Below are 15057 nucleotides of genomic sequence, written 5' to 3'. Positions count from 1 at the left end.
CCACGACATTTAATGCAGTTCCAATTGGAGGTGAGAATTTTTACCGTAGTACAATCTTCTTTACAAATAAAACTAGTAAACGGTATTTAACCGTAATTTGTAATCATCTCATACATTTGAATAGTTGTACTCATCGGTTCTACTTTTAATTCGACCTTTAATACTGAAACACATCGTTCATACCATTTCACAGCTTGGGTTCTATTTTGAAGTTGATAATATGCAAACATCAATAAACGATATGCCTCTTCCCAAGTTAGATCTACTCTTAAAAGTTTCTCCGCCCAGTAAATAGCTTTTTCAAATTCCTTTAATCTAGTACATGTTTGAGCAAGCCTTTCTAAAACTAAGATGTATTGTTGTTGTGCCTTTTCACGATCATGAGCTAACCAGTCAATCATAGATTTATCTTCTAATAGAATACCTTTATATATATGGACTGCTTTTAATAAGCTTTCTTTTGACAAAGCTGGATTCTTTTCATTTATTCCTTGCTCCGCATAAAGATAAAAAGATTCTAAATCACTATGAACAATTGCTTCTGGATTTATTCGGTACATCGATTGCTTCCGAATAATAAAATAGGATTCTTCCCGTGCTAATCGATTCGGTTCAATTACTTTTAATAATGAATTTAATGCTACTTTAAAGTCTCGGTCAATTGTCTTTTCTTCCCCATCTCCCCATATGGTGCGCATCAATTCTTCTTTCGGAGTGAAACGATTTTTATGCAAATAGAGATATGCAAATAATTCCTTTGATTTATCACGCTGCCACTTTCGGTCATCGATTTCTTTATTACTCATAAAAACTGAAAAGGGTCCAAGTAGTTGAAGTGTAAGTTGATAGCCTGGATAGTTTGTCACTGTATTAATCTTCAATATATTTGTCAATGCATTGATTGAGTGAGAACCTGGATTTAATGCAAGAGCTTTTTGCAGCATTGGATAGTGAATCTGTAAATCTACAGGTCCAAATATCGTCTTTTTTTGCAAGAAAAAAATATAATTAAACTGAATACATAACGAAGAAAATTTTTCAGCATATTGGATGAACTCTACCCAATTTTGTAGTTGATATTGAATAAACATGAACCAATAATGTGAAATCATCTCTCCGTAAACATCTCCGCCATCCTTAAAAAGTTTGTGTGCTTCTTGAACAGTTTCCATTGCTAGTTCGAGGTTTTCATTTTCAGAATAGACAATTGCTAAACAGATTAATATATAAGCAGATAGCCAATAATCATTACCTCTATCTGTTTCTCGCAAACCCTTTTCTCCGTAAGAAACAGCCTCTTGGAATAACCCTTGTCTAGATTTTAAAATGGCAAGTCCCATGTAGGGCTCGGCTTTCCCTCTAGAAACGTTTAACTCTTCCATGATATTAACCGCTTTGAAATAGTATTTCTCGGGTGTTTCTAAATCGAAAGGGTCATCTAATATTTCGGCATGTCCTCTTCTTATCCAACCGACAGCTTCCACAAATCCTGATTTCTCACGAATGCCTGTCTCAATCCCTTTAATGGCAGTTTGTTTTGCTGCTTCAATTTGTCCTGTTAAAGAACATATATAGGAAAGTAAAACTCCTGTTTCTCTATGCGAATCCGGCAAGCTAATCTCGTCACTACTTCTGTCTTTTAATAATTTTTGTGCCTTATGTAACATTCCTGTACGAAGGAGAATTCGTACGTCTAAATTTCCTTCTCTTAAAATAGAAGCATCTAATTGTTCCTTTTTAACCCATTCATTTGCTTCGGATGCCTTACCCAAATTAACAAGGTTCTCAGCTAGAAGTCTTTTTAATAGCAACATTTCATGGCGACTTATCTCCGAACTTTTTTCTGCAAAGTATACAGCTTCTTCTAAATAGGGCTTAGCAAGACCTGGTTGGATCGTGTCTAAATAGATATGAGCAATACCCGCATTTGCTCTACTCAAATAAAGTGAATTTTCCTTTTCCTTTGCATAGGTGATACATGTTTCGTATGCCCTTCTCGCTTTTTCATAATAAGCTCGATAACGATGACATTCCCCTTCATAATAAAAAAGTTCGTAAAATTCTTCTCTACTATTCTCTGTCAAATGTTCTTTAAGTAAATCTAATAACCAATCAAACTGCCCAGCTTTTATCATAGAACTAGCAAACTGAGCTATCATCTTTCCTAGAAAACGATTGTCATTAGCTTTTACTGCATGATGGATGGATTGAACTAAATTATTTTGCTCACTAAAATAATGTGCTGCTTTTTTATGTGTCTCATAATACAACGTACTATCTTTTTGGTGCCATTTTGTTTCTAAGTATTGCTGAAACAATGCATGAAATCGATAAGAATCGGTATCGCTTAGTGATTGAATAAAGGCGTGACTACTTGCTAATCTTTCTAGACTATTTGCCTCTTCTTCTCCAAAAAACTCTAGAATTTCTTTAGAGGTAAACGTTGGGAAAATACTAAAATTCAATAATGACTGTTTGTCTTTTTCACTCATAATTAAAAATACTTCCTCAGATAGATAAGAGAACAAATCTTTCAGTGCAGGATCAAAAAGCTGGTTCATCTGCTTATTCGTCTCTGCTAGTTGCATTGCGATCAAATGAATAGCAATTGCCCAGCCCTCCGTCAGCTTCATTATCTCTATTGCTTCCTTATTTGAAATCGTTTTGTCAAAATAATCTTCAAAAAATACTTGTATCTCTTCCTCACTAAACAAAAAGTCTTTCTCTACAATCTCTACTAATTGTGCTTTTAGCTTAAGCTTTAACAATCTGGACCACTTCGGACGTGTTCGAGATGCAACAACAAGATGAATATGAGGTGGAAGAAACTCAATAATTTTTTCTACAATATAATTAATATGAAACACATGATCAATAAGATGAAAGTCGTCTAAGACAATGGAAAAAGGCTCATCAATTATTGCCAATTCATTGCTAAATAAGGAGTACCACTGGATTAATTCCTCTTCTTTTGGGTACATCGACAGAAGATCTTTCTCCATTAAACTACTACCGAAAGTGGGAATAACTCTACGAATGCTTTGTATTAAGTATCGTAGAAATGGCAGAATATCATCGTCCTCTTCCGTTATCGTGTACCATGAATACAATTCTCTTGAATCTGTAAAATACTGTGCTAATGCAGAACTTTTACCAAAACCAGCTCCACTATGTAAAAGAGATACTTTTTTATGAGCATTTGTTTTTAATTTTTTTATGAGGGATGATCTTCTCATATAATAAGAAGATGGTATAGGTGGAGTTAGCTTCGACATGATAATTGTTGTTTGTTCCATCCTTTACCTCCTATCAATTAACATAATCTACTAAACTTATCCTATCACACTAATCTTCAAAATTGAACGACAATTCAGATGTTATGAAATATATAAAATTATGTTAAAATATTCATATGCTAACCCATTAAGGAGGACAAATATGGATTTTCCTGTATTAGAAACAAACCGTTTAAAACTAATGGAAATAAAAAAAGAGAACGCTGACAGTATATTTCGTATCTTTTCAGATGATGAAGTGACAAGATATTACGGTATGGCTTCTTTTGAGCAAAAAGAACAAGCGATTAATATGATTAACTCCTTTACAAAAAATTTTCAAGATAAGCGGTCTATTCGATGGGGAATTTTTTGGAAGGAAACGTCTGAGTTAGTTGGAACTGTTGGCTTAAATAATCTACAACTCTCCCAGAAACGGACAGAAATAGGCTATGACTTACTTCCTTCATATTGGAGAAAAGGTATCGTCAGTGAAGCTGTGGAAGCTGTTGTCCGTTATTGTTTTGAAGAATTAGACTTATATCGTATTGCAGCAGTTACATTTACGGAAAATGAATCTTCTTATAAACTACTATTAAAATTAGGTTTTCAAAAAGAAGGTATGTTAAGAGGGTATATTTATCAAAATGACAAATCCAACGATACATTTGTTTTTTCATTAATCAAACCAGAATGGACAAAATAATAGGCTGTTACGAACACTCCAATTGGGGTGTTTTTCTTAGTTAAATAGGTAATATGAGTTACCAATTCGTGCTAGTATCATTACTTACTTTTACCAAAAACGCTTCTGGATCCAATTGGTTTACTGTAACATAGTGATGAAAAATTTCTTTAATTTCTTCCTGTCTTTTATCATTAACCGCTTTATTCGCTAGTACAAATTTAACTAGTATTATATCTTTAGAGGTAATTCCCCCGAGTATATGATGTTCATATCCTTTTTCTTTTAATCTTTGTCCTACTTGATCATATAATCCACCTTTATCCATAAGTTTGTATTGTAAGCTTTGTGTTTCAATGGATCCTGATTGAAATAGTGGAGAACAAATTTCAATAACAGCTTTAGGTGCCTTAGTAAAGAGTAAAAGAGACATTGAAATGAGTAAAATAGATGCAGCTATCAGCAGGTGTACTTTTCTTTTTTTCAATTTATTCACTCCTATACTTTTTATTTTCATCATATGAATTAACATATACACCTATTCTCCTTTAAATCTATCACTTAATAAGAAAAAAGAGCCTAATTTCACTATCAATTAGGCTCTCAAACTGGAAGAATTTTAAGTTATCACAGTATTTTTTCTTATAAAATAAAATATATAGTAATTAGAACGAGTTGATTTTCGCTATAGGCGGACGCTTTCCGCAGGCGGGGCCGAGCCGCTTCCTTCGCTACGCTCCGTCCAGGTTCTCGACTGTCCCGCTATTCCCGCAGGAGTCGCCACCCTCCGCTTCAATCAATGTAACTAATTATTAATAAAGGATAGAAGATATGAATCTATAAAAGATGCAAAATGAAAGTTTTTCCTTAAAAATAAATAGAATCAAGACCACTTGCATATCAAAAAGCGCCACTCGCTTTCCGCGGACGAATCGCCAAGCCTCCTCCTCGCTACGCTTGTGCGGGGTCTTGGACGCTCCGTTTTTCCGCAGTAGTCTCGCAGCTTTTTCCTCTACGTACTAAATCAAGGTGTTGTTATGTGATATCGTCCACAAATATACAAAATGAATGCCATCTGTTAGAGATAATTAAGTCACTTTTCATTAATAGTGATCAAGACAAATTGAGTCCGGAAAAAGCTACTCGCTTTCCGCGGACGAATCGTCAAGCCTCCTCTTCGCTACGCTCATGCGGGGTCTTGGACGCTCCGTTTTTCCGCAGGAGTCTCGCAGCTTTTTCCTCTACGGATTAAATCAAGAAGTAATTAAGTGATGTGCCCACAAACATACAAAAGAACGCGATCAGCTAGTGGTGATTATATTTTTTTCTTGAAAATAGAATCAAGTCTAATTGAGTCCGGAAAAAGCCACTCGCTTTCCGCGGACGAATCGTCAAGCCTCCTCTTCGCTACGCTCATGCGGGGTCTTGGACGCTCCGTTTTTCCGCAGGAGTCTCGCAGCTTTTTCCTCTACGGATTGAATCAAGATGTAATTAAGTGACGTGTCCCTAAACATACAAAATGAACACAATCAGCTAGTGACAAAATAAGTGCAATCATCTATTCATGATATTTTTCTTGAAAATAGAATCAAGACTAATTGTGTATCGAAAAACAACTTGCTTTAAGCGGATAAATCACTAAGCCTCTTTCCGGTTACGCTGAAGGCACAGAAAAACTCTCTATCTTTTATGATAATACTTTTCAGTTCTAGAAAAACGTTGAAGTAGGCGACACTCCAGCGGGATTAACGTTAGTCGAAGACCCCGCAGCGAAGCGAGGAGACTGAGGCAACGCCCGCGGAAAGTGAGCCGTTTCAACGATTTTCTTATTTATTCAGGAGTAAAAATAAAAAGGTTTCGGGAATGTTGTTCATTCCCGAAACCTTTTAAATAATATTATGCTTCTAACATTTTGTTACGTAGAACCATTTGAAGAATACCACCGTGACGGTAGTAATCTACTTCTACTTCTGAATCGAAACGAGCGAGCACGTTGAATTGTTTTTCAGTACCGTCTTCTGCTTTTGCAGTTACTTGCAAGATATCACGAGGTTTTACACCTTCTGCTACATTTATACTAATTTCTTCTTTACCAGTTAAGCCTAGAGATTCAGCATTTTCACCTGGTAAGAAATTAAGTGGTAAAACACCCATCATTACTAGATTTGAACGATGAATACGTTCAAAGCTTTCAGTAATTACAGCTTTAATACCTAAAAGGTTAGTACCTTTTGCTGCCCAGTCACGAGATGAACCCATTCCGTAATCTTTTCCACCAAGTACTACTAAACCAGTACCCTCTTCTTGGTATTTCATCGCTGCATCATAGATTGGCATAATTTCACCAGTTGGCCAGTAAGTTGTGTATCCACCTTCTGTACCTGGAGCAACTTGGTTACGGATACGGATATTTGCGAAAGTACCGCGCATCATTACTTCGTGGTTACCACGACGAGAACCATAAGAGTTGAAATCGCGAATTTCTACACCGTTTTCACGCAAGTATTTACCTGCAGGCGTATCTTTACCAATCGCACCAGCTGGTGAAATATGGTCAGTAGTGATAGAATCGCCAAATTTCGCAACAATGCGAAGTCCAGCAAGTGTTTCAATATCACCAGGCTCCTTCGATAATCCTTGGAAGAATGGTGGGTTTTGAATATAAGTCGATGTGTTATCAAATGTATAGAGTGATTCTGTTGAAGTTTGGATTGCATTCCATGCTTCGTTTTCGTCAAAGACACGTGCATATTCTTTTTGGAATAGTTCACGAGTAACAACTGTTGAAAGCACTTCGTTTACTTCTTCCGTAGATGGCCAAATATCAGCGAAGAATACATCGTTACCATCTTTGTCTTTACCGAATGAATCTTTTTGTAAATCGATGTCTACTGTACCAGCAAGAGCATAAGCTACAACTAGTGGTGGTGAAGCTAAGTAGTTCGCTTTTACAAGTGGATGTACACGTCCTTCAAAGTTACGGTTACCAGAAAGAACAGAAGTTACGAATAAATCTTCGTCAACGATTGCTTTTTCAATTTCAGGAAGTAATGGACCTGAGTTACCGATACATGTTGTACAACCATAACCTACTGTGTTGAAACCAATTTGGTCAAGGTAGCTATCTAAACCTGAATCTTGTAAGTAACCAGTAACAACTTTTGAACCAGGTGCTAATGATGTTTTTACATAAGCAGGAACAGTTAATCCTTTTTCTACTGCTTTTTTCGCAACTAAACCAGCTGCTAGCATTACGTATGGGTTAGATGTATTTGTACAAGAAGTGATTGCAGCGATTGCAACAGCACCTGTTGGAATTGTTACATCTCCTTCAGCAAATTTAGCAGTAGCGGCTTTATCGAATTCTTTTTCCGTTAAACCGAAACCTTGTGTCCCCTGAGGAGCAACAACTGATTCACGGTAACGAGCTTTCATGTCAGAAAGAGGAATCAAATCTTGTGGACGTTTTGGTCCAGAAAGGTTTGCTTCGATAGATGCTAAGTTAATTTCAATTACATCTGTATAAACTGGCTCTAAAGTTGGATCAAAGAACATGTCGTTAGCTTTCAAATAAGCTTCAACAACTGCAATATGCTCTTCTTCACGACCAGTTAGACGTAGGTAGTTAATAGATTCTTCATCGATTGCAAAGTAACCACAAGTTGCACCATATTCAGGAGCCATGTTAGCAATTGTAGCACGGTCAGCTAGTGGTAATTTAGATACTCCAGGACCGAAGAACTCTACAAATTTACCAACAACGCCACGTTGACGTAATACTTGTGTAACTTTAAGTGCTAAGTCAGTAGCAGTTGTTCCGTTTGGAAGGTCTCCTGTTAATTTAACACCAATTACTTCAGGGATTGGGAAGTAAGAAGGTTGACCTAACATTCCTGCTTCTGCTTCAATACCACCTACACCCCATCCTAGAACGCCGATACCATTGATCATTGTTGTATGAGAGTCAGTACCTACTACTGAATCTGGGAATGTTTCTAATGTGCCATCAGCAGTTTCGTTCACATGCACGATTGGAGCTAAATACTCCAAGTTTACTTGGTGAACAATTCCAGTTGCTGGAGGTACTGCACGGAAGTTATCGTATGATGTTTGAGCCCATTTTAAGAAGTTGTAACGCTCCGCATTACGCTCAAACTCAAGATCCATATTTGCTTGTAAAGCATTAGCTGAACCGTATTTATCTACTTGTACAGAGTGGTCGATTACAAGATCAACTGGAATAGCAGGGTTGATTTTGTCTGGGTTTCCACCCATTTCGTTCATTGCAGAACGCAAAGAAGCTAAATCTACTACTACTGGTACACCAGTAAAGTCTTGTAGTACAACGCGAGAAGGTTTAAATGGTACTTCCGCTTCTGTGTCTGCATCTTTACCCCATTTTGCAAGTTGGTTTACATGATCTTCTTTAATTACATATCCATCATATTGACGTAAAACAGATTCTAATAATACTTTAATTGAATAAGGTAGGCGTGATACATTTGCAATACCAGCTTCTTCTAAAGCAGCTAAACGATAATAGTTATACTCTTTACCATTTAGAGAAAAAGAAGTGCGGCTATTGTGTAAATTACTTTTTGCCATTTTTGTTCCTCCTAATGTCTATTGAAAAGACTCTTTTCTAGTGACTTTTCTCCATAACCTATCATACTTCAATGAAGTCTATAAGTAAATTACATTAAAATTATTATTAGTGATAATTATTACTTATGACCTTTTAATATTTTAATCGTTTTTTCTAATTGCTTTATATGCCTTTTTTCATGTAGTCCAAAAAGGGAAACCATTGTATCAGTGGAATTTGTCCGAATATAGGATGCTTAAATGATTTCATTTTCAATGTCTCCATATTAGAACTTTTATAGACAGAAATAAGTTCCATTCGAGTATGATGAAGCTCGATTTTCATTTCCACTTTTGTTTTATATTCTGATGTAGGAGCAGTGTGAGCTGGAGCTTTTACTTTAACGATGAGCAAAGTGGATATTTGGATAGGTTTTTTCATTGCCCTAGGACTATCTGGAATTGTTAATTGGTGCCTAATACCACTAGTAATTGTTCTCTCCATCTTAACTAAATGATCTATTATCTCTTTTGGTGACCACGCATTTTGACTAGATTTCACATTGAACTGCTCATCGGTTATACCATCTAACAGTTGTATAAGTGCTAATCGAACTTTTTCATTCCTCTCAAGTAATATAGAAATCCTCCATATTAATATTTTCAACCTAAACGAACTTTTTTAGACTATTCTATTTTTGTAGAAATAATCCCTTTTTACTTATATAAGAAGCCTATCATTCTATTGTTTATCATTTTCTTTTTATCCCAAATATGAGATAATACTTGATTGGAAAGGAAGTTATGTATGATTGCTATAAATAAGTTGACACCACTTAATGACCCCTGGGAAGCATATCGAGACATAGAAAAGCACGGTAAGCTTACATTATCCAATATTGAATTTACAACAACAACCCTTTGCAATATGCGCTGCTCACATTGCGCTGTTGGTTATACTTTACAAACGAAAGATCCTGAAGCACTTCCGATTGACTTAATATTGCATCGTTTAGAAGAGATTCCTAACTTAAAGACGATCAGTATAACTGGTGGAGAACCGATGCTCTCCAAAAAATCAGTAAACGAGTACGTACTCCCATTATTGAAATACGCACATAGTCGTGGAATTCGAACGCAAATTAATTCGAACCTTACGCTTGATCCAGATAGATACTTATTAATCGCCCCTTATTTAGATGTTTTACATATTTCCCATAACTGGGGTACCGTTGATGAATTTGTCGAAACCGGTTTTGCGATGATGGAAAGAAAGCCTACATATGATCAACGTGCTAGTCTATTCCAACGAATGATAGACAATAGTCGTATGCTCTCGGAAGCAGGCGTAATGGTCTCAGCGGAAACTATGCTAAACAAAAAAACATTGCCATATTTAGAACATATTCATAGACAAATAGTGGACGAAATGAAATGTGCTAGACATGAAGTGCACCCAATGTACCCTTCTGATTTTGCAAGTGCACTCACTTCGTTAACATTAGAAGAAACACATGAGGCGATCGAAAAAATACTCGATTTTCGCGATGAAAATGTTTGGATGCTTTTCGGTACGTTGCCGTTTTATCCATGTAGTCAAAATGAAAAAAGTTTACAGTTATTAAATAGACTAAAGCAAAGTAAAAACGTGTCCGTACGAAATGATCCAGACGGAAGATCGCGTCTAAATGTGAACATATTTACTGGAGAAGTAATTGTCACCGATTTTGGAGATGCTCCTCAACTAGGAAATATCCAAACGGATGCCCTACCAGCTATATTCGAAAAATGGTTATCTTCTCCCCTTTCTCATTCACTCAATTGTCATTGTCCAGCAGTTAAATGCTTAGGCCCAAATATATTAGTGAAGAATATGTATTATAAAAATGATGTTTTTGTAAGTGGTTCTGTCAAATAAAAATAATGAAACCGAACATTGAATAAATTGTTCGGTTTCATTATTTTAAATAAGTTTACATAATAATATTATTTGACACTAAATAATTGCTTGAAATAATTGGATAAAAATAGATTGTGTTCATCATATGATTCTCGAATTTTTATAAAAGTATTTAAACTAGGATATAATGTGTGAAGCTTGTCAGTTGTAAGTACATTCATTTTGCCAAAATGAGGTCTCCCCCCATACTTTTCCATCAGTTCATGTACCCACTTAAAATAGTTTGTTTCATCCATCCCTTTATACATATGGAACGCCATGAATGCCGTTTCTTCACCTTGTGTTGGGCTCAAAAATGCATTTTCTCCCTTCGTAGTACGACATTCGATAGGGAAATGTACGTCAAATGGATGACTTTTTAAGTGGAAATGTACTTCTTCCATACAAGCCTGAAATTGTGTGTGTTGGACGGCATACTCAGTTTCTAAAAATCTTACGAGTCTAGGAGTTGGGAACATTTCAAAACTATAACCTTCTTTTTTCCCAATCGGTACATTTTTTGCAGAAAATTCGGTTACCCATTTTGTTCTTTTAGGATTTCTTTTACACCACTCAGATAAAAAAAAGAATCCATAATTCTCTACAACATTTCCTTTTAGAAATTCTGTTGTTTTCGAAGTATACGTTTGAGGTTTAGCCTTAATCATGTTCGACTTTTTCACTTGTACTTTCTCTTGTCCAGGGAAGTAAAACCATTCTAGATGTCTGTTTTCATATTGATCTTTGTTCCAATTTTGGAGTCCTTCAAAAAGTGGTACATGATAACTTTCCACTCGAAGTCCATACACTGGAATTACTTTCAATGTAACCTCAACAATTATTCCTAATAGTCCTAGTGATAGATGCAATGCTTTAGACAACTCATCGTTTCCTCTTCGATGAGTATGTAGTTCCCCAATTCCATCTATCCATTTCCACGCCACAACTTGTTCTGACAGCGATCCAAGCCCGATTCCTGTACCGTGAGTCCCAGTACAAATAGCACCTGCTAATGTTTGATATTGAATATCCCCCATATTTTGAAGAGCCAATTGATGCTTTGCAAGTATTGGTCCAACCTCAAATAAATAAGTCCCTGCTAAAAAAGTAGCCTCCTGCTTTGTACTATCAATACTTACTAATCCTCTTAAATTGTGAAGAGATAATGCAATTTCATCAGGTTTTGCTATCGAACTAAAGGAGTGTGCTGCTCCAGTCACGCGTATTGTGGAACCTTTCGCACGCTTAATTATTTCGCTTACTTCATCCAACGAATTTGGAAGTTTCCTTTCTAATGGAGTAGAAATAACATTACCAGCCCAATTAGTCCACGGTTTAGAAGACTTAAATGTATTTAAAGAAAACACTTTCCATCACCCCGATAAGTATTGCATACACTTTTCAATTGTCCATCTCTACTCAAATACAACTGATTAAAACGCTCACATAATTCTCCTGCCTTTGCATGCCTAAAATAAACTACATCCCCTACCACGCATTTTTGTCTAGGATCATACAGCGGTGTCTGCACCTCTCCAGCCCCTTCTAATTTTAGGAGCTTAAGATCTGTAGGATAATAAGGTTCAGGTTGCTTATCCTCACCGATAGCTCCAGATGCTATATACCCACCTCCATGACATACGATAATTTGATTTTCAGGTTTACGAGTTACTTGGAGTGCAAAACCAGCAGCTGGTTGAAGCTTCAAAGAATCATATCGACTAAATAAGGTTGGTGCATAAAATGCCGAACCAATTGTAATTTCAGATACTTCCTCTTCTGTACAAGTATAAGCAATACTACCTGATCCCCCACCATTGACAAATTCCAATAGTGGATAATAACTCCTTACTAATCGAACCGCTTCTTTTCTAAAAGTAGAAATAGAGCGATACGATTTATTCTTTAATAATTGGATAATAGGCTTCTTATATATTTGGGCAGGTCGATCTCCTACCCCCGCGATTTGCGCTTCATATCCCATTACCCCGACAACTTGAATATTTGAAAGCGCTTTCGTTCTATCTAGTAACTCCTCCAGGGCAGTTATATTATGTAGAGAGGAGCGTTTTGTTCCAAAATAAATTAATTTAAAGTCTTTCGATACATTTATATCAATACAAATAGAAATAATAACATTATGTTCTTTCCCAATAGAGTCTAGAAATTGCAATTGTGTTAAATCATCCACCATAAAAACTATTTTTTTGCCTTTTAATATATATGGTATTATTTCGACTACTTTCAATTTATCTAATTGGGGATAACCAATTAGAAAGTCATCAAAATTTTGTTCCAATAAAAATAAGGTTTCTTCCGTTGAAAACGTCATCCACCCATTAAAACGTTGCAAATTACTTTCTAAATACTTCAACATCTCTACAGAACGAACCGACTTTGTTGCCACCCTTACTTTTTTATTTATTGTTTTCTCATTAATAAAGCGAATATTATAATCCAATGCATTCAAATCAACCCAGGCAAATGGCGTTTGAATAGAATTATATGCATTTATGAAATCATTCATTTATATCTTCCTCTCATAAAAAAAGGACAGTTAAAACTGCCCTCTTTAATGTATTGAAAATATATCAAATGCCAAATTAAAAATAAAAATCGTATGGAGTATCACAAACCAAATACCTTGTTTATTTAATTTTTTAGTATGTTGTTTGTCCATTAATTCCCACTCCTTTATTTATTATTATAATACGCAAAACGAAAGAATGCAAAATATTTTGAACATTGGAAATGCGTGTATATACTAGATTTTTTGTATAATTAATCCATAATAAAAGAAAAGGAAAAGGAGTTGTTTAGTTTGAAAAGAGCATTAATAGTTGTGGACTATACGGTAGATTTTATTGCGGATCATGGGGCACTTACTTGTGGCAAACCTGGTCAATTAATTGAGAATGCCATCGTATCACTTACGAATGAATTTATTTCAACGAACGATTTAGTTGTGTTTCCAGTTGATCTTCACGAAAATGATGATCCGTTTCATCCTGAAACAAAACTGTTTCCTCCCCATAATATTCGGAATTCGCAAGGACGTGAATTATACGGTGAATTAAAAGAAGTGTATGAGCAAAACAAAGATGCGATTATCTGGATGGATAAAACAAGATATAGCTCATTTGCTGGAACCAATCTACTCCAAATGTTAAGATCACGACACATTGAAGAACTTCATATTGTAGGTGTGTGTACAGATATTTGTGTTCTACATACTGCGTTCGATGCCTATAACTTAGGATTTAATATTGTTATTCATGAAGATGCAGTAGCTAGCTTTAATGAGCAAGGCCATAACTGGGCTCTTGGACATTTTACTAACTCTCTTGGAGCTACTGTAGTAAACAAGCATAACATGCTATAACCCGAAATGTTTAAAACTCCTATTTTATGGTTATATAAAGAGTATAAAGGTAGTAATCATTTAAGAGGAGATGAATTCAATGGGATTTATATTATATTTAATAATTGGTGGTATTATAGGATGGCTAGCTGGTCTAATATTAGGTAAAAATATTCCAGGTGGTATTATCGGTAATATAATTGCTGGTATTATCGGTGCTTGGGTCGGAGGTTTAATATTCCCTGACTTTGGCCCAGTAATATGGGGAATGGCAATCATTCCATCTTTAATCGGTGCTATTATTTTGGTAGCTATTTTAAGTATGATATTAAGATCAATGCGTAAGTAAATGTAATATAGGCATAACAAAACCACTCAAGATTTTTTTCTTGAGTGGTTATTTATTGTCCAATTTTTATAGAAGTTTATCCAAACTTATAGGTTGTTTGTCCAACTTTTACAATAGACTGTCCAAACTTTATCGTTTATTGTCCAACTAACTAATTAAAATGAAATATCCTCACTAGAGTCCCTCTGTTTGCTCATCTTCTAAAGTAGCCTCTAGCTTCTGTAGTTGACTTTCATACAAATTATAAAAATGAAGTACATCCTCTACATATTTATCACTATGGTTATAATTAAAAATGGCTTTTTCTATTTGCCCATTTGCGGCTCCACTTGCAGCTAAATAATTGGCAGCACTAAAAATAGCATCTTCCATATCAAACGGATCTGCTTTCCCATCTCCATTTGCATCGACACCATAACCACCATATTTGGCAATAATCTCTGGATTCACTTTATCCTTCTCAGGAATGTCCCCTTTACCTAAACCATTACAGCTTGGATGAGACCAACCGACAAATGTACAAGGCATAAACTGCATATGCCCTTCTGCTCCGACGGGAGATAGTAATGGGTCCATCGTAGAAAATCTAGTTTCAATGCGATGGTGTGCGGCAAGAAGCGTCCACGGTACGCCATACTTTTCCTCAGCTTTCTGATAGATTGAAATATATTCTGGTGGCACTTCAAATTTATTTTTTATATCTTTAACATTTTGAATAGATTCTGCCCATTCTTGTACGACAGGTATTTTTCTTAGTTCTTGCCATCCAATGATTGCTAAAATGTATATAGTAATCGTAAATGGAAGAAGTAATAGGATCATCCAAACTTTCTTTTTATAGGACTTATTCTGTTTTTGCTTCAT

General features: G+C 35.6%; 11 protein-coding genes. 4 read left to right on the top strand and 7 right to left on the bottom strand.

Annotated features, from left to right (window positions below; genetic code table 11):
- Positions 1-86 precede the first annotated feature (86 nt).
- Positions 87-3296, bottom strand: a complete 3210-nt coding sequence (locus FG384_RS12650; RefSeq protein ID WP_142642964.1) for an AfsR/SARP family transcriptional regulator — start codon at positions 3294-3296, stop codon at positions 87-89.
- Positions 3297-3438: 142 nt separating this feature from the next.
- On the opposite strand from FG384_RS12650, the gene FG384_RS12645 reads away from it, so the two are divergent.
- The gene (locus FG384_RS12645; RefSeq protein WP_142642963.1) at positions 3439-3981 is read left to right on the top strand and encodes a GNAT family N-acetyltransferase; all 543 of its coding nucleotides are present in this window, start codon (positions 3439-3441) and stop codon (positions 3979-3981) included.
- A gap of 58 nt (positions 3982-4039) precedes the next feature.
- Here the strand turns inward: FG384_RS12645 and FG384_RS12640 are convergent, their stop codons facing one another.
- The 3 genes from FG384_RS12640 to FG384_RS12630 form a co-directional block, all read right to left on the bottom strand.
- Entirely contained in the window at positions 4040-4492 is a 453-nt protein-coding gene (locus FG384_RS12640) for a hypothetical protein (protein WP_142642962.1), read from the bottom strand.
- A 1364-nt stretch (positions 4493-5856) separates the two neighbouring features.
- On the bottom strand, positions 5857-8565 hold the full coding sequence (gene acnA / locus FG384_RS12635) for an aconitate hydratase AcnA (RefSeq protein ID WP_142642961.1): 2709 nt from the start codon (positions 8563-8565) through the stop codon (positions 5857-5859).
- Positions 8566-8728: 163 nt separating this feature from the next.
- Positions 8729-9211: a DinB family protein gene (locus tag FG384_RS12630; protein ID WP_240793421.1), complete on the bottom strand. Its 483-nt coding sequence runs from the start codon at positions 9209-9211 to the stop codon at positions 8729-8731.
- Between the two features lie 141 nt (positions 9212-9352).
- On the opposite strand from FG384_RS12630, the gene yfkAB reads away from it, so the two are divergent.
- Positions 9353-10462, top strand: coding sequence for a radical SAM/CxCxxxxC motif protein YfkAB (gene yfkAB / locus FG384_RS12625; RefSeq protein ID WP_142642960.1), 1110 nt, complete (start codon positions 9353-9355; stop codon positions 10460-10462).
- A 68-nt stretch (positions 10463-10530) separates the two neighbouring features.
- Here the strand turns inward: yfkAB and FG384_RS12620 are convergent, their stop codons facing one another.
- Both FG384_RS12620 and FG384_RS12615 read right to left on the bottom strand, forming a co-directional pair.
- The gene (locus tag FG384_RS12620; RefSeq protein WP_142642959.1) at positions 10531-11850 is read right to left on the bottom strand and encodes a D-arabinono-1,4-lactone oxidase; all 1320 of its coding nucleotides are present in this window, start codon (positions 11848-11850) and stop codon (positions 10531-10533) included.
- Positions 11838-13010, bottom strand: a complete 1173-nt coding sequence (locus FG384_RS12615; protein WP_142642958.1) for an alanine racemase — start codon at positions 13008-13010, stop codon at positions 11838-11840. Before FG384_RS12615 ends, FG384_RS12620 begins: the two co-directional genes overlap by 13 nt.
- Before the next feature lie 294 nt (positions 13011-13304).
- Between FG384_RS12615 and FG384_RS12610 the strand changes: the two genes are divergently transcribed.
- The gene (locus FG384_RS12610; RefSeq protein ID WP_142642957.1) at positions 13305-13865 is read left to right on the top strand and encodes a cysteine hydrolase family protein; all 561 of its coding nucleotides are present in this window, start codon (positions 13305-13307) and stop codon (positions 13863-13865) included.
- 79 nt (positions 13866-13944) lie between these two features.
- Positions 13945-14193: a GlsB/YeaQ/YmgE family stress response membrane protein gene (locus FG384_RS12605; RefSeq protein WP_142642956.1), complete on the top strand. Its 249-nt coding sequence runs from the start codon at positions 13945-13947 to the stop codon at positions 14191-14193.
- A 174-nt stretch (positions 14194-14367) separates the two neighbouring features.
- Here FG384_RS12605 and FG384_RS12600 read toward each other — a convergent pair whose 3' ends face one another.
- Positions 14368-15057, bottom strand: coding sequence for a lytic transglycosylase domain-containing protein (locus FG384_RS12600; RefSeq protein ID WP_240793420.1), 690 nt, complete (start codon positions 15055-15057; stop codon positions 14368-14370).

Origin of the sequence: Psychrobacillus vulpis (assembly GCF_006861825.1) — a bacterium.
Lineage (GTDB): Bacteria > Bacillota > Bacilli > Bacillales_A > Planococcaceae > Psychrobacillus > Psychrobacillus vulpis.
This window is presented reverse-complemented; position numbering and strand designations above follow the sequence as displayed.